The organism is Flavobacterium sp. (assembly GCF_030146175.1).
GTDB lineage: Bacteria > Bacteroidota > Bacteroidia > Flavobacteriales > Flavobacteriaceae > Flavobacterium.
On record NZ_JASLCE010000078.1, the window covers coordinates 1 to 20,362 of the forward strand.

The 20,362-nt window shown below is 40.2% G+C and carries 17 protein-coding genes and 1 pseudogene; 1 reads left to right on the forward strand and 17 read right to left on the reverse strand.

Annotation, left to right across the window (positions count from 1 at the left end; genetic code table 11):
• The 13 genes and pseudogenes from Q1R07_RS09350 to Q1R07_RS09410 all read right to left on the reverse strand — a co-directional run.
• A pseudogene (locus tag Q1R07_RS09350) lies at positions 1-471 on the reverse strand (peptidase S8); the annotation flags it as partial.
• Positions 472-656: 185 nt separating this feature from the next.
• A complete protein-coding gene (locus tag Q1R07_RS09355) occupies positions 657-2,270 on the reverse strand; it encodes a S8 family serine peptidase (protein ID WP_300489052.1) in 1,614 nt (537 codons plus the stop codon).
• Positions 2,271-2,295: 25 nt separating this feature from the next.
• Positions 2,296-3,483 carry a tRNA 2-thiouridine(34) synthase MnmA gene (mnmA, locus tag Q1R07_RS09360; protein WP_300489054.1) on the reverse strand — a complete coding sequence of 396 codons (1,188 nt, stop codon included), beginning with the start codon at positions 3,481-3,483 and terminating at the stop codon, positions 2,296-2,298.
• A gap of 58 nt (positions 3,484-3,541) precedes the next feature.
• Positions 3,542-4,288: a hypothetical protein gene (locus tag Q1R07_RS09365; RefSeq protein WP_300489057.1), complete on the reverse strand. Its 747-nt coding sequence runs from the start codon at positions 4,286-4,288 to the stop codon at positions 3,542-3,544.
• Positions 4,289-4,403: 115 nt separating this feature from the next.
• A complete protein-coding gene (gene yidC, locus Q1R07_RS09370; RefSeq protein ID WP_300489059.1) occupies positions 4,404-6,299 on the reverse strand; it encodes a membrane protein insertase YidC in 1,896 nt (631 codons plus the stop codon).
• 31 nt (positions 6,300-6,330) lie between these two features.
• The gene (locus tag Q1R07_RS09375) at positions 6,331-7,947 is read right to left on the reverse strand and encodes a CTP synthase (RefSeq protein WP_300489063.1); all 1,617 of its coding nucleotides are present in this window, start codon (positions 7,945-7,947) and stop codon (positions 6,331-6,333) included.
• 102 nt (positions 7,948-8,049) lie between these two features.
• Positions 8,050-8,286: a DUF3820 family protein gene (locus tag Q1R07_RS09380; RefSeq protein ID WP_300489066.1), complete on the reverse strand. Its 237-nt coding sequence runs from the start codon at positions 8,284-8,286 to the stop codon at positions 8,050-8,052.
• Positions 8,286-8,726, reverse strand: a complete 441-nt coding sequence (locus Q1R07_RS09385; RefSeq protein ID WP_300489069.1) for a DUF805 domain-containing protein — start codon at positions 8,724-8,726, stop codon at positions 8,286-8,288. Before Q1R07_RS09385 ends, Q1R07_RS09380 begins: the two co-directional genes overlap by 1 nt.
• A complete protein-coding gene (locus Q1R07_RS09390; protein WP_300489071.1) occupies positions 8,726-9,127 on the reverse strand; it encodes an OsmC family protein in 402 nt (133 codons plus the stop codon). Before Q1R07_RS09390 ends, Q1R07_RS09385 begins: the two co-directional genes overlap by 1 nt.
• Positions 9,127-11,127 carry a LysM peptidoglycan-binding domain-containing protein gene (locus tag Q1R07_RS09395; protein WP_300489074.1) on the reverse strand — a complete coding sequence of 667 codons (2,001 nt, stop codon included), beginning with the start codon at positions 11,125-11,127 and terminating at the stop codon, positions 9,127-9,129. The genes Q1R07_RS09390 and Q1R07_RS09395 overlap by 1 nt, the downstream gene beginning before the upstream one ends.
• 74 nt (positions 11,128-11,201) lie before the next feature.
• A complete protein-coding gene (gene guaA / locus Q1R07_RS09400) occupies positions 11,202-12,731 on the reverse strand; it encodes a glutamine-hydrolyzing GMP synthase (RefSeq protein WP_300489077.1) in 1,530 nt (509 codons plus the stop codon).
• A 221-nt stretch (positions 12,732-12,952) separates the two neighbouring features.
• Complete coding sequence (locus tag Q1R07_RS09405; RefSeq protein WP_300489080.1) at positions 12,953-13,639, reverse strand: SIMPL domain-containing protein; 687 nt, start codon at positions 13,637-13,639, stop codon at positions 12,953-12,955.
• Between the two features lie 49 nt (positions 13,640-13,688).
• A complete protein-coding gene (locus Q1R07_RS09410; RefSeq protein ID WP_300489084.1) occupies positions 13,689-14,327 on the reverse strand; it encodes a rhomboid family intramembrane serine protease in 639 nt (212 codons plus the stop codon).
• Positions 14,328-14,437: 110 nt separating this feature from the next.
• Here Q1R07_RS09410 and Q1R07_RS09415 point away from each other — a divergent pair, with 110 nt between their 5' ends.
• Entirely contained in the window at positions 14,438-15,349 is a 912-nt protein-coding gene (locus Q1R07_RS09415; RefSeq protein WP_300489087.1) for a lysophospholipid acyltransferase family protein, read from the forward strand.
• A 15-nt stretch (positions 15,350-15,364) separates the two neighbouring features.
• Here the strand turns inward: Q1R07_RS09415 and Q1R07_RS09420 are convergent, their stop codons facing one another.
• The 4 genes from Q1R07_RS09420 to Q1R07_RS09435 form a co-directional block, all read right to left on the reverse strand.
• A complete protein-coding gene (locus tag Q1R07_RS09420) occupies positions 15,365-16,858 on the reverse strand; it encodes an aminotransferase class V-fold PLP-dependent enzyme (RefSeq protein ID WP_300489089.1) in 1,494 nt (497 codons plus the stop codon).
• Positions 16,859-17,012: 154 nt separating this feature from the next.
• Positions 17,013-17,759 (reverse strand): succinate dehydrogenase/fumarate reductase iron-sulfur subunit, encoded by a 747-nt coding sequence (locus Q1R07_RS09425; protein WP_300489092.1) that lies wholly within the window; start codon positions 17,757-17,759, stop codon positions 17,013-17,015.
• Positions 17,760-17,775: 16 nt separating this feature from the next.
• The gene (locus Q1R07_RS09430; RefSeq protein ID WP_300489095.1) at positions 17,776-19,692 is read right to left on the reverse strand and encodes a fumarate reductase/succinate dehydrogenase flavoprotein subunit; all 1,917 of its coding nucleotides are present in this window, start codon (positions 19,690-19,692) and stop codon (positions 17,776-17,778) included.
• Positions 19,693-19,705: 13 nt separating this feature from the next.
• A complete protein-coding gene (locus Q1R07_RS09435) occupies positions 19,706-20,362 on the reverse strand; it encodes a succinate dehydrogenase cytochrome b subunit (protein ID WP_300489098.1) in 657 nt (218 codons plus the stop codon).

A 20,362-nucleotide genomic window follows, 5' to 3' on the forward strand; every position in this document is an offset into this window, starting at 1 on the left:
ATTTTGCTGATGTAGTAAATGCCCGTTTAACATTTGTATTTGTGTATCCGATTGTTTATTCGGAAGACGAGCCTGTATGTTACCATTTTTCCGGAACCCTTTTGAAAATTCGGATACTGATTTCAGTGCTGCGATTACGGGAGGATTCTCTTCATTTTCTTTATTCGCAAAATCAATATCAGACACATAAGACAATGTTTTCAATCCTTTAATCTCCTGCATCGTTCCTTGAACATGCAACACATTCATCCATTTGGATTTGGCCATAATCGTAATACCCGGAACTGCGGCTATTTGATCAATATACGGCTGGTGAATGGGTACATCTATTTCATCAAGAAGGATCCCTTGCACCCGCCTACGATCTAAAGCTCTTTGGGTAAGCATTGATAACGGATTATCCAAAAAAGTTTCCGCATCTGGTTTATCCTTAAGATAAACCCATGCGTCTTCAGTTTGTGAATAAGACATATTGCACACTAAGAGTATAAATAATACAAAAATTCTTTTCATGTTTTAATTTTAAAAAAGTATTTTGTAATATTACTCTAAATCAGCTTATTTCCCTTTTAACATTATAGGACAACTAACTCACAATAGGAGTCAATCATAGAAATATGACACTTTTATTCTTTTCCAAATTTTGGAAAATACAGCTATTTTTTGATTATTTTCCCGGAAAAAGTCGCACTACCGGATACGATAGTATACAGGTAAAATCCGGTTTTCAGGTTTTCCATCGAAATCGTGGTTTCCTGAATATCATTTAATTTTTTGCGAATTACTTCCTGTCCAAGGTTATTGTAAAGTACAAAACTAGCTTCTTTTTGTCCCGAAGCCGAAATGGTCAGGTTGGCAGTTGTAGGGTTAGGATATAGGCTAAATCCATTTAATGTAAATGAATCGGTTGCCAATGTAAGGCTTATGGCCGAATAAAAATCCGGAATTCCATAGCCGTAAAAATCATCCGGATTGGTGTAACGATCCGCTGATTGTTTTATTCGTTGTACGATCTCCTGATTGGTTTTATCGGGTAATGCCTGCCACAAACAAGCTACCAATCCGGCAAGCGTTGGTGACGAAAAGGATGTTCCGTTATTAAAACCTAATTCTCCGGTTTCCGTAGTTACTACCGAACCGGTACCCATTGCCATTACATCGGGCTTGATTCTTCCGTCTGAAGTAGGTCCCTGCGAACTAAAAGACGATCGTACCTCTGAGGAGTTAACGGCACCGATGGTCAGTACATTTGGTCCATCAGCCGGAGCCGTAATATATTTCCACGGTTTTGCGCCTTCGTTTCCGGCAGAACACACTACAATCATACCTCTGGTAAAAGCGATATTCGCACCGCGAGTCACAAAGGTGGTATTACCGTCCATATCCTGATAAGTATAATTATAACTGGCATTTGTGAACTGACTATAGCCTAAAGATGAATTGATGACATCCACACCCAGACTATCGGCCATTTCTGCCGCTTCTACCCAAAGACTTTCCTCCAATGGATTCTCGGTATTATAATCTTCCGTTACAAATAAATAATAGGAGGCATCCGGTGCAGTTCCCACCAACTGATTTTCGACATAGGCCGCCATATTGGACAATACCTGAGTTCCGTGTTGGTATCCGGTATAAAAATTATCGTTGCGGTTTACAAAATTATAGCCGCCTTTAATCTGATTGTTATTACGGATACGGGCAAACGGAGCGGTCGTATTTACTCCGGGAAAACCGGCATCCAAAACGGCAATAATTTTTCCGCTGCCGGTATAGTTTTGTTGATGCAGTAAATGTCCGTTGAGCATTTGTATTTGTATCGCCGATTGTCCATAAGGGTAATCTGCCTGCACGCTAAATGCCTTCTGGAACAAACCGGAAGTCGGATTTTGTGCTGTTCTTCCTGTAATATTTAATGTTTTATTCGCAAAATCAACACTGCTCACAAACGGCTGGCTTGTTAAATTAGTAATAGCCTGTTGTGTTCCGCGAACATGTAATGCATTTAACCATTTGGATTTGGCCATAACCGTAATCCCCGGAATTGTCGTTATCTGATCAATATAGGGCTGATGAATGGGCGCATCCATCACATCGAGTGCGATTCCCTGTGCAGCTCTACGGTCTAAAGCGCGCTGTGAAAGTATCGACAGCGGATTATTGAGAAACGTTTGCGCATTGGGTTTATCCAAAAAATAAACCCATGCGTCTTCTTGTGAAAAGGATACGTTATATAATAAAAGTATAAGTAGCGTAAAGTACTTTTTCATGTTTTCGGGGATTTGAAAACGCAATTTAAGAAATTACTCCCGAACCTACTAATTCTTCTCCGATATGCCATGAAACAAATTGCCCTTCCGTTATAGCTGATTGCGGCTCTTCAAAAAGGACATACATCCCATTTTCGAACTGGAACAAGGTTGCTTTTTGTAACGGCTGACGGTAACGAATACGCGCCATTACTTCCATTTTCTCTCCGGCTTTTAATTTTAAATCCTCACGGATCCAGTGTACTTCCGGCTGTTGGATAAACAATGCTTTTTTAAACAAGCCCGGATGATTGTTTCCCTGACCGGTATAAATCGTATTTGTCGTCACATCGGTAGCAATAATAAACAACGGCTCTTTTGTTCCGCCGACGTTTAAACCTTTACGCTGACCAATTGTAAAATAGTGTGCCCCCTGGTGTTTTCCAACCACTTTACCCATTTCGGGCGTATAGGCTATATTTTTAGATAAATAGGCCAATTCCTCTTCTTGTGAAGCGAATGTTGGTTGTTCCTGATTGTAAACCGGACTATCGGCAGCTACCTCAAAAATCAATCCTTCTTTGGGTTGTAATTGCTGTTGCAAAAACTCCGGTAAACGTACTTTTCCGATAAAGCAAAGTCCTTGTGAATCTTTCTTTTCGGCTGTAACCAATTCCATACGTGCTGCAATTTCGCGTACCTGTGGTTTGGTTAATTCTCCGATAGGAAACAAGGATTTAGCCAGTTGCTCCTGCGATAACTGACATAGGAAATACGACTGGTCTTTATTTCCATCGACACCCGCCAGCAATTGATATACTTCTTCTCCGTCTTTTTCAAGGATTCCTTTACGGCAATAATGTCCCGTTGCCACATAATCGGCACCAAGACTTAAGGCTATTTTCATAAAGACATCAAACTTGATTTCGCGGTTGCAAAGTACATCCGGATTTGGGGTTCGCCCCTTTTCGTATTCGTTAAACATATAGTCTACGATACGTTCTTTATATTGTTCACTCAGATCGACTGTCTGAAATGGAATTCCTAATTTTTCGGCTACCAAAAGCGCATCATTGCTGTCTTCCAGCCAAGGGCATTCGTTCGATATTGTTACCGAATCGTCGTGCCAGTTTTTCATAAAAAGGCCAATCACTTCATAGCCCTGCTCTTGTAAAAGATAGGCTGCCACACTCGAATCCACACCACCGGAAAGTCCTACGACTACTCGTTTCATTTATTTATTCTCCTTCTTTTTATATTGATTTTCAGTTATTTTACGCAAAAGTACGATATTATTCGGTTTTGCTTTTTAATTCGGTTGGTTTCTTCTTTCCGTCCGAATCGGTAACGATTTTAAACGTCATATCGTTTACTTTTTTCGCGTTGACTTCCTTAACCAGTTTGTTTTTTTCGTAGAATTTCCAGATTCCGGATTTTTTACCCTTTTTAAACTGACCGCGAACTGTTACTTCGTTGGCTGCGTTGCGATAGATAGACGGTCCGTCGAATTGATCATTAACATAAGTCGTCTCTTCAATAACCACTCCTTTATCGGAATATTTTTTATAGATACCTTGTTTCAGACCGTTTGCATAGGTAGCTTCCTCTGCGATGGCACCATTCGGATAATAGGTCTTACGCGTACCATCTAATTTCCCGTTTTTATAATACTCCTGCGTCATCACCGGTTTTCCACCTTTATGGTAAATTTTCCATTCGCCTTCGTGTTCTTTGTTTACGATCTTCCCCTCACTTACCTTATTTCCTTTCTGATCGAAAAAAATACTGTAATTGGATCCATCATTGGCCGAAAAATCACGGGTTCCAATAACGGGTCCTGCTTTGGTGTTGTCGAAATATTTAAAAACACCTGTTTCTTTACCGTGATCAAAAGTTCCTTCATAGCGCGGGTATTTGGTATCTTCATAAACACCTTTCCACAATCCGTGACGTTGACCTTTATCGTCGGTTTTATTGATTTCCTGCGCGAAAGCTACAGCACAGAATAACGAGCATAGCGCTAAAAATGTTGTTTTCATAGTATTGGGCTTATCCAAAATTAAAACGTATAATTCTGAAAATAATTTTATAAAGTCGGTTCGCTAATTTATCAAAAGATTATACAAAAAAAGCATCCGTGATGGATGCTTTTTTTTATTTTTTGTTGTCCTTGGCATTTTTCTGTGCCTCGGCCTGCTCCATCATTTCCTGCATTTTTCGTTGAAACTTACTCTGTTTCTGAGGTTTCGTCTTATTTTCCTGAATCTGAGCATGGATCTTCTCTTCGTTAACAATGTAATTCTTGATCACCAACATAATACCGATCGTGATTGTGTTTGAAATAAAATAGTACAAACTCAACCCGGAAGCATAGTTATTAAAGAAGAACAACATCATGATCGGAGAAACATAGATCATGATTTTCATGATTTTGCTCATATCCGGCATCCCTTCCTGTGGCGGTGTGCTCATCGCCTGATCGCCGGTTGTCATTTTCATATAGAAGAAAATCGCAACAGAAGCAAGAATCGGGAATAAACTCACGTGGTTTCCATAGAATGGAATATAGAATGGTAAATGTAATACCGAATCGTATGATGATAAGTCATCTGCCCAAAGGAAACTCTTCTGTCTTAAATCGAAATAGGACGGGAAGAACTGGAAGAGGGCGTAGAAAACCGGAATCTGCATCACCGCCGGCAAACAACCCGCCATTGGGTTTACACCTGCTTTATTGTACAGTTTCATCGTCTCCTGTTGTTTCTTCATCGGATCTTTACCGTATTTCTCGTTTAATTCGGCAATTTCCGGACGCAATACTTTCATTTTCGCCTGCGACAGGTACGATTTATACGTTACCGGTGACATTACCAAACGTACTAAAATCGTAAAGATAATGATTGCAATTCCGTGAGGAATAAAATCGCTCAACACATTGTAAACCGGGATAAATACATAACGGTTGATCCAACCGAAGATTCCCCATCCCAATGGCATGATTTCGTCTAAATTCTTATTGTATGAATTTAAGATATTATAATCCGACGGTCCATAATACCAGTTCATATTATAGTTCAATTCGCCGTTTTTAAAATCCAACGGTAATTTTGCTACAAAGTTTTTGGTATAAACCGTGTCAATTTTTTCGTCGTGAACCAGATTTTCCGATTTTAACTGTGCCGTTTTAAACGGAGTATCGGTTAATAAAATCGATGTAAAGAAGTGTTGTTTAAACGCTACATAAGTTACCGCTTCCGCCGATTTTTCGTCTAGTTTACTTGTCGCACTTAGCGAGTTGTCTTTTCCGTTTTCGTATTCGTATACCAAATCAGTATAACGGTTTTCGTAGCTTACACTTTTCTCGTTACGGAATGATTTTAACTGCCATTCCATATCCAATGGTTTCGCTGTGTTCACTACCGAACTCAATCCTTGCGAACGGATCGCGAAATCCATCATGTATTCTTTTGGTTTTAATACATAACGGTATTCCAGGAATTGATTCGCACCCGCTTTTAAACGCATGGTTACGACATCGTTAGCCCCTTCTTTGGTAACAGTTGGTTCGAAATATAGGTCTTTCGTATTTAAAATACGATTGTCCTGCGTATGGATTTGTAAATTCAGGTTGGCATTGTTTTGTTGAATCAAGGCCACCTGTTTTTTAGAATCTTTGCTGAATTGCTCAAACCCGTTAATAGTTGCTTCAGTGATATAACCACCTTTGTTCGCAATTTTTAACGTTAAAACGCCATTGGATACTTCCGTAACGTTTTCTTTAGCCGACGGCAATGACGCGCTATAGGCAAAAGCACCTAATGAACTCTGTAACGCTTTTACGCGAAGGGAATCGGTTTTAGTGGTATCCGCTATTACTTTACTAACAGCAGCTTCCCTAGCCTTTTCCACTTTTTCGGTTTTCGCTTTTTCAGCGTCAGCAGCCATGGATTTTTTCTCTTTATCGATGTTGTTAAACATCATCCAGATCATTAATCCGGCAATCAAAACAAATCCTACAATAGATTTTGCGTCTAATTTCTTTTCTTCCATTCTAATGTTTACTATTTACGGTGTTGCTTTTTTAGCAACCAACTTTATTCGTAACCGCCGCCTGTACAAAATGTACGAATAACGGATGCGGATTCGCAACGGTACTTTTGTACTCCGGGTGGTATTGTACTCCGATAAAGAACGGATGGTTTTCCAGTTCGATAACTTCTACCAGTCCGGTGTCCGGATTAACACCCGATGCTTTTAATCCTGCATTTTCCAGAACTTCCATATAATCGCCGTTAAATTCGTAACGGTGACGGTGGCGTTCCAAGATATTGGTTTTTCCATAAATGGAGTGTGCCAGTGTGTTTTCTTTTAAGGTACATTTCCAGGCACCCAAACGCATGGTTCCTCCTTTATCGGTAATATTTTTTTGTTCTTCCATGATGCTGATCACCGGATAGGACGTGCTTTCGTTCATTTCGGTCGAATTAGCATCGGCATAACCCAGTACATTTCTGGAATATTCAATCACCGCCATTTGCATTCCCAAACAGATTCCGAAAAATGGAATTTTGTTTTCGCGGGCATAGCGTACGGTTTCGATTTTTCCTTCAATTCCTCTTCCACCAAATCCGGGTGCCACTAAAATTCCATCCAGACCTTTTAGTTTGTCGGCTACCGTTCTTTCGTCCAAATGCTCGGAGTGAATGCTAATTACGTTCACTTTCGTTTCGTTGGCCGCTCCGGCGTGAATAAAGGCTTCCAGGATCGATTTATACGAATCCTGTAATTCTACATATTTCCCAACCAAACCGATGTTAACGGTGTGTTTCGGGTTTTTCAGTTTGTGTAAGAACTCATTCCACTGTAACAAATCCGGTGTGTTTTTTTCCGGTAAGTCCAGTCTTTTTAACGCTACGCGATCCAATCCTTCTTCCAGCATCAGGTTCGGTACGTCGTAAATCGTAGAAGCATCGATCGATTGAATCACTGCTTCTTTTTTAACGTTACAGAACAAGGCCAGTTTCTGACGTAAATCGGACGATATTTCATGTTCGGTTCTACAAACCAGAATATCGGCTTTAATTCCGCTTTCCATCAAGGTTTTTACCGAGTGTTGCGTTGGTTTTGTTTTTAATTCTCCTGCAGCGGCCAAATAAGGAACCAATGTCAGGTGAATCACAATTCCGTTGTTATCGCCCAGTTCCCATAATAACTGACGAACCGATTCGATATACGGTAAGGATTCGATATCCCCTACCGTTCCACCAATTTCGGTGATCACTATATCATAATCGCCGGATTTCCCCAGCAATTGCATGCGTTCTTTAATTTCGTTCGTGATATGCGGAACAACCTGTACTGTTTTTCCTAAAAACTCACCACGACGTTCTTTTTCAATTACCGAAAGATACACTCTACCGGTAGTTACGTTATTGGCCTGTGATGTAGGTACATTTAGAAAACGTTCGTAATGTCCTAAATCCAGGTCGGTTTCTGCTCCATCATCAGTTACATAACACTCTCCATGTTCGTAGGGATTTAATGTCCCCGGATCCACATTAATATAAGGATCGAATTTCTGGATCGTCGTTCGGTAACCTCTTGCTTGTAATAATTTAGCTAAAGAAGCTGCAATAATTCCTTTTCCTAAGGAAGAAGTCACACCTCCTGTAACAAAAATATATTTTGTCTGATTCATTGTGTTGTTGTTTGTTGTAGTTGTGTAAAAAACTTGGCAAAAGTACAATTATAAATTGAGAATTAATAACGGTACCCTGACAATTATTCGTTAATAAATCGGTTACGGTTTTGGGAAATTCCTTTTGATGTTTCGCACCAATTCCTCCAGTCCGTTTAGCTTTAATTCGTATATCAACTGTAGTTGTTCGCCCAATTGTCCTTTTGGAAAACCTTTATTGTGATACCATACGACATAATATTCGGGCAGGTCGATAAGAAAACGCCCTTCGTATTTTCCAAAGGGCATTTTTGTATGAGCTAATTTTATTAGTAATTCTTTTTGTTTATCCGGAAACATTACTCCATTCCTATTTGGGAAATTGCACTTCTGCCTAGCGGCATTTTCGGATCTTCTCCATAATCGTTTCTTCCGTGGTCACCGTGCGATACCATATAATATAATAGTACAAACGATCCAAACGGAATCAGAGAAACCAGGTACATCCATCCGCTTTTATTCACATCGTGCAGTCTTCTTACCGTTACGGCCAACGATGGAAGAATGGATCCTGCAATATACAATAGCAACAAAACACCAATTAATCCTCCGATTATTTCAGATTCGGCACCAAGTCCCACAAAGAACCCTATCCATAAGGCAAACATAATAACGATGTGAAACAGCATAAAATTCCAATATTCGGCACGTCGGGCTCGACCGGAAAAAGTAGCATAATTATCAATCATTACTTTTTTCCACCAGTCTAACATGTTGTAATCTTGTTCTTTTTTTATCATTATTTCCAGTTAAAGGTTATTACTTTTTTGATATCCGGGTTTAAACTCAAATACACCGGACAGGTTAATGCCGTTCTTTCCAGAATCGTTTTGGTCTTATCATCAGCCTTGATATCCATATGGAAAATCACCTGAATTTCAGAAATTTTACGTGGTTCAGCCTGCATTACTTTAGTTACTTCGGCTGTCGATCCGGAAAAATCCACCTCCATCGAACGGGCTTTAATTCCCATTACGGTAAACATACAACTTGCCAAAGCATTGGCTACCGTATCAGTTGGTGAAAAGGCTTCTCCTTTTCCGTTATTATCTACCGGCGCATCGGAAATAATTTCACTCCCGGATTGTACATGTATGGACGATGTTCTTAAATCGCCCAGATAGGTTACTTTTGAGGTCATTATTTTGCTTCTTTAACAGTTAAATCGTCGTTATAATTCATAATATACACACCCGTGTTGTAATAGCCGCCACCCAAACTGGTATAATCAAATTTGTTTTCCACCTGTTCGGAAGCGTTTTCATTTACCGATTCTTTAAATCCGTTTTCCTGGAACATTCGTACAATTACATCGAACGTTACATCAAAACCACGGGTTGCAAAACGGTTCGGGAAAATATTGTTTTTCTTTTTAAAAGTATTCGCAAAAACCAAAGCCTCCGGTGTTTCGTTATCTTTGGTAACCGACGGATACAACAGTCTTAGTTTTGTTAAACGGCTCAACGGTATTTCGTCAAAATCCAACGTTTCGTTTTTCTCTAATGTTACCAATTGTACCTGGAATTGCGATAAGGCGCTCACCAAAACATTCAGCGAATTCAATACCAGTGTTTTGCTTTCGGTTTCCAGAATTACAAAATTCACTTTATCGGCTTCCATTAAACTTTTGATATTTTCCAACGTAACAGCTCCTTTTTCGTTTAATTCCGCCAGTCGTACCGATGGATAATTCTCTTTTAGGAATTGTCGTGAAGAACCTTTTTTCGGATCGACAATTGCAATAATGTTTCCGTTTTTAGACTGCATATAGTCGAACATCTTGCGTTTCACATCATCCGAATTGGGCATCGATTGGAACAGATTCGAATACGGTTTTCCTTTTTCGTTCGACAATGGCGAAATCACCGGTGTATTGTACTGACTTAACAAGTTTGCAGTATTTTCCACATTCGACTGGAAAAACGGACCAATAACCGCATCGGTATTCGAAAAGTTGTTTTTATCGATAACCGTAGCAACAGCCGAGTTGTTTTTCGTTTCTTTAGAATCAAAAATTCGGACTTTTACCGGTAATCCCAACGCGCGTGCCGAATCGATAGCCATTAAAGCACCGGCATAAAAATCCAGTGTCATGTTCAGGAATTTATCCGAACGCAATCGCTCCTGAGTGGTACGAACCGAGTCGGAAGCAATACGATCCAGATTAAACGGCATAAACAATACCAGTTCCTTTTCGTTGTCTTTTTTCAGTGTTTTTACAATATCAACCGATGCTTTATTTGCTTTAACGTCATCAAATTTTGACGTATTTGGCATTTTCAATTGCATTCCGGCTTTAACACCATCCTTTAATTCCGGGTTTAACGCGATAAGCTGTTCTTCCGATAAACCGGACGATTTTGTTAAACGATACATGGTTTCCTTTGGTTTTACCTCATAGGTCATGTATTTATTGTTTATAGCAACTTTCTCGATTTCTTTTTCGACTGTTTTCTGAACCGCCGGAACATTTTTACTCAGTCTAAGATTGTACCCGATTTCCAGGTTTTCTTTGATCGCCGGATTTAAGTCTTCCAGTTCCGAAACCGATAATCCGTATTTTTTAGCGATTCCAAATTTTGTTTCTTTGGCTTCAACTATATGGTACAAGGTTTTACCATTGGTTGGTGCAAGTGATTGTTTTACTTCCTGAACCGTATTTTTAACCGGCTCTTTGTCTGCTTTTGGAACGTTAATCGTTAACACCTGACCGATTTTCAGTCCTTCTTTTTCAACAGACGGATTGCTTTTATAAATCGCTTCAATAGTGGTTCCGTATTTTTTTGCGATACCATATACCCCTTCTTTTGGTTCTACAGTATGCGTAATGGTTTTAGTAGCAACCGCTTCTTTGACCTTATCTTTTATCACCTCTTTAACCGGTGCTTTTTTGTCGTCTGTTTTAGCAGCAAGCATTTTGCCGGCACCTGTCGGAACCAGTATTTTCGTATTTTCCTTTAATCCGTTTTGCGAATCGGGATTCATCCGATAAATATCATAAGGCGTTACACTGTACTTCTTGGCAATTTGCACTACCGTTTCTCCTTTTTCTACCTTATGTTCGATGTAATTTTTAGTTTGCGCAAAGGCAACATTCGACAGGAATAATCCTGAAATTACAACAGTTACAAAATGTTTCATACTACTTTTTTTACGCGAATAAGTCGTTATAAAGTTAGAATTTTATAACGACTTATCTGAATTTACTTTTCTTTTTATTCCCACTCAATAGTGGCCGGTGGTTTGGAGCTGATATCGTAAACAACCCGGTTTACCCCTTTCACTTTATTGATAATTTCGTTTGATATTTTCATTAGGAAATCATACGGCAAATGCACCCAGTCGGCTGTCATTCCATCGGTCGATTCTACCGCACGTAATGCCACCACTTTTTCATAGGTACGTTCATCACCCATAACTCCTACACTATTTACAGGAAGCAGGATCGCTCCGGCCTGCCATACTTTATCATACAATCCGTGTGATTTTAAACCTTCGATAAAGATCGCATCCACATCTTGTAGAATCTGAACTTTTTCCGGTGTAATATCACCTAAGATACGGATTGATAAACCTGGTCCCGGGAATGGATGTCTTCCTAATAAATCCGGACTGATTCCCAAGGTAGCTCCTACTCTTCGTACTTCGTCTTTAAACAACATACGAAGCGGTTCTACGATTTGTAATTTCATATAATCCGGCAAACCTCCCACGTTATGGTGCGATTTGATCGTTGCCGATGGTCCTTTTACCGATACCGATTCGATTACATCCGGGTAAATCGTTCCCTGAGCCAGCCATTTTACATCTTCGATCAGATTGGCTTCATCGTCAAATACTTCAATGAACACACGTCCGATTGTTTTACGCTTTAACTCCGGATCTTCAATTCCTGCCAATTCATTCAAAAAACGTGCCGAGGCGTCTACTCCTTTTACATTTAATCCCATTCCTTTGTATTGTTCCAATACATTTTCGAATTCATTTTTACGTAAAAGTCCGTTATTCACGAAGATACAGTATAGGTTTTCGCCAATTGCTTTATTTAACAATACGGCTGCCACGGTTGAGTCGACACCGCCGGAAAGCCCCAAAACAACCTTGTCACCTTGAATTTTTTCGCGCATTTCTTCCACGATTTCCTCCACAAAGGCTTTTGGCGTGAACGTTTGCGGTACTTCGGCAATTTTTACCAGGAAGTTTTCCAACATTTGTTTTCCATCGGTCGAATGATATACTTCCGGGTGGAACTGAATGGCATATGTTGTTTCACCATCAATACGGTAGGCTGCATTTTCCACATCTTTGGTACTGGCCAGACATACACCGTTCGTTGGTAATTGTTTAATTGTATCACTATGGCTCATCCAAACCTGACTGTTCAATGCCACTTCATCAAAGAACAATTCATCGTCTTTAACAAAAGACAGGTTAGCGCGTCCGTATTCGCGGATATTGGAAGGCGCTACTTCTCCACCACTAAAATGTGCCAGATATTGCGCACCGTAACAAACGGCTAATAATGGCATTTTACCTCTGATTTGAGACAAATCAGGATGTGGAGCGTCTTCTGATCTTACGGAAAACGGGCTACCGGAAAGGATAACCGCTTTATAACTTGATAAATCACTCGGAAAGTGATTGTAAGGAAAAATTTCGCAGAAAATATTTAATTCGCGAACTCTTCTCGCAATAAGCTGTGTGTATTGCGACCCGAAATCTAAAATAAGTACGTTGTGTTGCATGTGCAAAAATAGACAATTCTTGAAAATTGAAAAATTTAAACGAGCGAAAAAACGTAAAGAAATCGTATTCAAATGATTACATAAACATTTTTATCCTATAGTGGTCATTTTTGCTGTTAAACCCGGCATCTAAACCTGACAGGTTTGCGAAACCTGTCAGGTTTATAAACAAAAAAAACGGCTTCAATGAAGCCGTTTTTTTATTTATATAAGACGCTTTATTAGTCCAAAGCGTAGTTGATTGTTACGTTTGCCGTTACTTCGATTTCACCGATAGCCAACGTTTCTCTTGACATTTCCGTATCAGCTGACATTTTCATTGCCGCCATATACGGTCTTGGATAATACGTTGATGAATTATCGGTTACTAAAACCGCTTTCCCCATTTTCTGGTTTAAAGCACTTGCATAATCCTGCGCTTTAGTCTTAGCATTCTGAACCGCTTTAACACGTGCCTGTGATTCATATTCGGCTACTTTAGTCGATCTGAAATCTACTCCGTTGATCACATTGATACCAGAATCTACTAATCCCAACATCATGGTATCGTATTTCGATAAATCTTTTAAGGTGATAGAAATCGTCTGATTCGCTACGAAGTAATGTTTTTTCTTTTCGTAATCGTAGGTTTTGTTTAACTGAACCTGTTTCGTCTGATAATCCGATTCCGGTAATTTTGCTTTTTTCAGGTATTTGATCACCGCGTCTATTGCGATATCATTTTTCTTTTTCACATCAGCGGCCTGATCACCGGTATTCTCCACTCCTACGCTGATAATCACATAGTCTGGAGTAACTTTAATTTTTCCTTCTCCGGAAACAATTATCTGAGGTTGTGTTTTCATTTCTTGTGCGTTTGAAACGGTTGCCATAAATAAGGCTACTGCGAATAATACTAATCTTTTCATTTTTGTGCTTTTAAAGTTAAACAGTATAAATCAAATGTGATGCCAAAATTTATAACTTCCCGGTTTTTGCCAGAAAAAACAGGATAATAATCGGTATTGCCAACAGGATTACCATAAGCGTATTTTCGGTTAACATTTCTGGTACTTTGGCAATTGTGATCACATAACCGCCAATTGCGCCGCCAAAATGGGCTACGTGTCCGATATTATCATTTTTGGCTTTCATGCCATAAATCGAATACAGCAAATAACCAATTCCGAACAAATAGGCCGGAACCGGAATAATAAAATACAATCCCAATGTCATGTCCGGACGTAATAATATAGCCGAATACAATATTCCTGTTACCGCACCCGAAGCACCAATTGCTCTGTAATAATAATCGTCTTTATGGAAATACAACGTCAGTAAACTTCCGCACAACAGACTCCCGATATAGATAATTAAAAACGAAAGCGTTCCCAAATCGTGTAGTACCACAGGTGCAAAAAAGAAAAGGGTTATCATGTTAAAAGCCAGATGGGCAATATCGGCATGTAGAAAAGAAGACGAAAACATTCTGATCTGTTCTCCGGCACGAATACTACCGATATGAAATTCGTATTTTCTAAAAAAAGCCGGATCGTTAAATCCTTTAAAACTTACGATTACATTAATCGCAATAATCACTAACAATACAGGATTCATGCTGCTCAATTATTTTCTTTGTGTAAAAATACACATTGTTTGTTTAGGTAATGTTAATTTGGAATGGTAAAAATATTTTTAAAAGGTATATTTGTAAAAAATAATTTAAAATGCAGTTTATTCTTTATATAATAGCATACCCGTTTTTATGGTGTGTCTCTATGCTTCCTTTTCCTGTTTTTTATCTGCTTTCGGACTGTATTTATTTTATAGTATACCATGTTATCGGATACCGAAAAAAAACCGTGCGAAAAAATCTAGCCGATACCTTACCCCATTTATCGGATCAGGAACGCCTTCGTATTGAGCGGAAGTTTTTCCAGCATATGTGTGATATGTTTTTAGAAATGGTAAAAACAATGACCATCTCGGAAGCCGAAATGAAAAAACGTTTTGTTTTTACCAACGTCGAGCTGGTTCAGGAAATGGAGAAAAAAAATAAAAGTATCATCATGATGTGCGCGCATTATGCCAGTTGGGAATGGTTGATCATTATTGATAAATACATTAATTTCAGAACATTTGCCGTTTACAAAAAAATACAAAACAAATATTTTGACAAACTAATCCGCGATATTCGTTCCCGTTTTAATTCGACTGTAATCGAAGCCAAAGAAACAGTCGATGGAATTCGTCGCAACGAAATCAACAATGTAAAAGGATTCTACGGATTTGCCAGTGATCAATCGCCGCAATTGCACCGTACGAATTATTTTGACACTTTTATGGGAATCAATGTTCCGGTATTTACCGGTGCGGAAATGTTGGCTAAAAAACTGGATTTATCGTTGGTTTTTGTAAAAGTTCAAAAAGTCAAAAGAGGTCATTATCAGGCTACTTTTGTTCCGCTATCTGAAAACCCAAAAGAAATTCCGAATTACGAAATCACCTCAACCTATTTACGAATGGTTGAAGAACAAATTTATGAAGCGCCGGAATTTTATTTGTGGACACACAAACGCTGGAAACACCGCGACAAACAATCGGATCGATCGCCAAGAATTAAAAAAGCCCTGAATTAATCAGGGCTTTGTTTTTTATAGTTGAAACCAGTTTTCGACCATTTGTTTTTCGGAGTGCAACGCGTTTTTATGAACAAACTCATTTGATTTTTTGTTGTATTCATAATCCTTGCTCCACTCTTTATGATTCTCGGCCAAAGCCTGTAGACTGTTGCAAACATATTCCACCTCATCGGTCGTCGTTGTCGGGTGAATGGACATTCTAATCCATCCCGGTTTTTCAATTAAGTCACCGGAAGTAATTTTATCGGTAAGATAATGCGATGTTTCCTGATCAACGTGTAACAGATAGTGTCCGTATGTACCGGCACAACTGCAACCGCCACGGGTTTGAATACCGAATTTATCGTTTAGTATTTTTACGCCCAGATTAAAATGCAGTTCATTGATATAAAATGAAACCACTCCAAGACGATCTTCATGCTGTCCGGCCAAAATATTGATATTCGGTACACTTTTTAAGCGTGCAAAAACCTGTTCAATAATTTCGTGTTCGCGCTTCAGGATATTATCAATTCCCATTTGCTCTTTTAGCTTTACTGCCAAAGCGGTTTTGATCACTTGTAAAAAGCCCGGTGTACCACCATCTTCGCGTTCTTCGATATTATCTAAATATTTGTGTTCGCCCCAAGGATTCGTCCAACTTACTGTTCCGCCACCCGGGCAATCCGGGATCATATTTTTGTATAGTTTTTTATTAAATACCAACACACCCGACGTACCAGGTCCGCCCAGGAATTTGTGTGGCGACATAAAAATGGCATCCAGATAACCCTCCGGATTATCCGTCGGATGCATATCAATTTTTACATAGGGCGCCGAACAGGCAAAATCGACAAAACAAACACCATTATATTCGTGAATCATTTTTGCAATTTCGTGGTACGGTGTACGGATTCCCGTTACGTTAGAACAAGCCGTAACCGAAACGATTTTTAACGTACGGTCTTTGTATTCTTCCAACAGACTGCGGAAGCTATCCAGACAAATCAATCCCTGTTCGCAAGCCGGAATTACTTCCACTTTTGCGATGGTCTCCAACCAGGATGTTTGGTTGGAATGGTGCTCCATATGCGAAATAAAAACAACCGGTTTTTTCTCGTCCGGTATCTGCGTGTATTTCTGTAAGTTTTCAGGAACTTTTAATCCTAAAATACGCTGAAATTTATTAATTACACCCGTCATTCCCGAACCATCAACAATCAGAACATCATCCTGATTACTGTTTACGTGGTTTTTAATAATATGACGCGCTTCATGATAGGCCATTGTCATGGCTGTTCCGGAAACCGTCGTTTCGGTATGCGTATTGGCGACAAAAGGACCAAAATCGTTAATCAGTTTTTCTTCGATCGGACGATACAAACGTCCGCTGGCCGTCCAGTCGGTATAAATAATTTTTTGTTTTCCGAAAGGAGATTCGAATTCCTGATCAATACCGATAATATTTTTTCGGAATTGCTGGAAGTACTGTTCTAATGTTGTGGGTTCCGTCGCTGTTGTTATCATTATAAAAACTATTGAAGTGCAAATTTATAATTTATAAGCACTAAAACTGTTAAAAAAAGCTTCGAAATAATCATAACTAAATTATAATCATAAAAAAAGATGGAAGCCAAAACCTCCATCTTTCCCCTTTTTAGAAATATATAACAGTGTGCGTCTACTTTTTCAGGACTTTTGCCCGGTTGTATTCATAATTCATCTGTGCGATATTAAGCACCGATATGCTTTGCGGACATTCCACTTCACAGGCTTCCGTATTCGAACAATGCCCGAAATCTTCACGGTCCATTTGCTGAATCATGTTCAGTACCCGATGCTCTCTTTCCTCTTTACCCTGCGGCAGTTTCGCCATATGCGAAATCTTAGCCGACGTAAACAAGGCAGCGCTTCCATTTTTACAAGTCGCCACACAAGCACCGCAACCGATACAAGCGGCCGAGTCGAAAGCGGATTCTGCTGTTTGATGGTTTACCGGAATACTATTGGCTTCCGGAGCTTGTCCTGTATTGACCGATACAAATCCGCCGGAAGCAATAATCCGGTCGAAAGCACCGCGATCGACTTTCAGATCCTTTTTAACCGGAAAGGCTTTGGAACGGAACGGTTCGATCACAATCGTTTCTCCATCCTTAAATTCCCGCAAATGCAACTGACAGGTCGTGGTATTTTTTAGCGGGCCATGTGCCAGTCCGTTTATCATCACGCCACATTGTCCGCAAATTCCTTCACGACAATCGTGATCAAACTCAACGGGCATTTCATCCGAAAGCACCAGCTTTTCGTTAAGCGTATCCAACATTTCCAGGAACGACATATGCGGATTAACGTCTTCCAACAGATAATCGACCAGTTTTCCCTGTGTATTTTTATCTTTTTGTCTCCAAATTTTCAGGTGTAATTTCATAGTCTTTTCCCTTTAATTATTTGTAGCTTCTTACAATAGGTTTTACATTTTCGAATACCAATGGCTCTTTATGCAACATAGGTTCATCATCCTTCCCGGTCCATTCCCAGGCGGAAATAAACTGAAACTCGGCATCGTTTCGCATGGCTTCTCCATCGGGTGTCTGGTATTCTTCGCGGAAATGTGCACCGCAGGATTCGTTTCGCGTTAAAGCGTCGTAACACATCAATTCTCCAATTTCCAGATAATCGGCTACACGACCGGCTTTTTCCAGTTCGGCATTCATCGTGTCGGCTGTTCCCGGAATATGCACATTTTCGTAGAACTCTTTTCGCAACTTCCGGATTTCGGCAATTGCAAATTGCAAGCCCGATTCGCTTCGGGAAAGTCCACAATAGTCATATAGTAGTTTTCCCAATGTCTTATGGTAATGATCGACCGTTTTGGTTCCTTTAGCATGGACAAAGCGATCCAACTGTTCTTTTACCTGTTTTTCAGCTTCGTCAAAAGCCGGATGATCCGTTGGAATTTTTCCGGTATGAATTTCACCTGAAAGATAATTTGCCATGGTATAGGGCGCAATAAAATAACCGTCGACAGAAGCTTGTAATAAGGAATTGGCTCCCAGTCGGTTTGCACCATGATCGGCAAAATTGGCTTCGCCCAAGGCAAAAAGTCCCGGAATGGTTGTCATCAGTTCATAATCGACCCACAATCCGCCCATCGAAAAATGCGCTGCCGGCGAAATCATCATCGGCTCTTTATACGCATCGATCCCGGTAATTTTCCGATACATATCGAACAGGTTTCCATATTTTTCTTTGATTTTAGCCACACCCTGTTCCCGGATTGCTTTGGAAAAATCCAGATAGACGGCATTTTTTAACGCGCCTACGCCAAATCCGGCATCGATACGTTCTTTGGCCGCACGGGAAGAAATATCCCTTGGTGCCAGGTTTCCAAAAGCCGGATACCTTCGCTCCAGATAATAATCGCGTTCTTCCTCCGGAATAGCGTTTGCTTCACGTTGTTCGTTTTCTTTTAACGGCACCCATATACGTCCGTCGTTCCGCAGGGATTCCGACATTAACGTAAGCTTCGATTGGTAATCGCCCGATTGTGGTAATGATGTCGGATGAATTTGTGTCCAACTCGGACTCGCCATCAGGGCGCCTTTTTTATGCGCTCTCCAGATAGCCGAACCGTTACATCCCATTGCCAGCGTAGACAAATAATAAATTTTACCAAATCCACCGGTAGCCAAGACCACCGCATGTGCCGCGTGTCTTTCGATTTCGCCGGTGTCGAGGTTTCGTACAATAATTCCCCGCGCCTTTCCGTCGATTGTCACCAGATCGAGCATTTCATGGCGGGTAAACAATTGTACCGTTTTTTTATGCACCTGACGCATCAACGCCTGATAGGCTCCTATCAATAATTGCTGACCGGTTTGTCCACGGGCATAAAACGTCCGGCTCACCTGTACGCCACCAAAAGAACGGTTATTCAGATAACCTCCGTATTCCCGTCCAAACGGAACGCCTTGTGCTACGGCCTGATCGATCAGATTTAGCGAACATTCCGCCATACGGTATACATTGGCTTCTCTGGCTCTGAAATCGCCTCCTTTTAAGGTGTCAACAAACATCCGGTACACACTGTCGCCATCGTTTTTATAATTTTTAGCCGCATTGACACCACCCTGAGCCGCTACAGAATGTGCTCGTCGCGCACTATCCTGAAAACAAAACGATTTTACGTTATAGCCCATTTCGCCCAGCGAAGCGGCAATAGAACTTCCCGCCAATCCGGTTCCTACTACAATCACATCGATTTTTTTACGGTTGGCCGGATTGACCAGTTTGGCATTCTTTTTATAATTGGACCATTTTTCTTCGAGCGGTCCTCCCGGTATTTTAGCATCCATATTCATATCCCATCATTTTTTATTTAGCATTTAGAAAGTAGACATACACCGGAATAATGGCAAATCCAAGGCTGATCATCAGCGAATAGCCGATTCCGAAATAGCGGATCCATCGTACAAACTTGGGATGAAATACACCCAAAGTTCGGATTGCGCTGAAAAAACCATGTAAAAGATGATAACCCAGTGCGATCATCGATATGACATAGATCACCACATACCATCCCTCCTGATAGGTCGTTACAACCAGCGTGTATAAGTCTTTATTGCCGTTTGCATCCATAGGTAACACTCCGAATTTATATTCGTACCAGAAATTTTTAAAATGAATGATCAGAAAAAGTAATAACACCGTTCCCAATACACCCATATTCCGACTGTACCATTTACTGGCTCTTCCGCGGTTATCGGTTGTATAGCTTCCGCCCGACTGTTTGTTTCTCATCGTAATAATCAAAGCGTACAGCGCATGGAGCATAATCGAAGCGTAGAGTACATACGAAACCATTTTGATAAACAGATTTCCCGATAAAAAATGCGAATAGGCGTTAAACTGTAATTGTGCTGTTTCGGCCGGCAGGAATAATTGCAGGTTTCCTAAAAGATGGATGATCAGGAAAAAACACAAAAACAGCCCCGTCAGGCACATAAAAATTTTTCTTGTAAGTGATTGCAT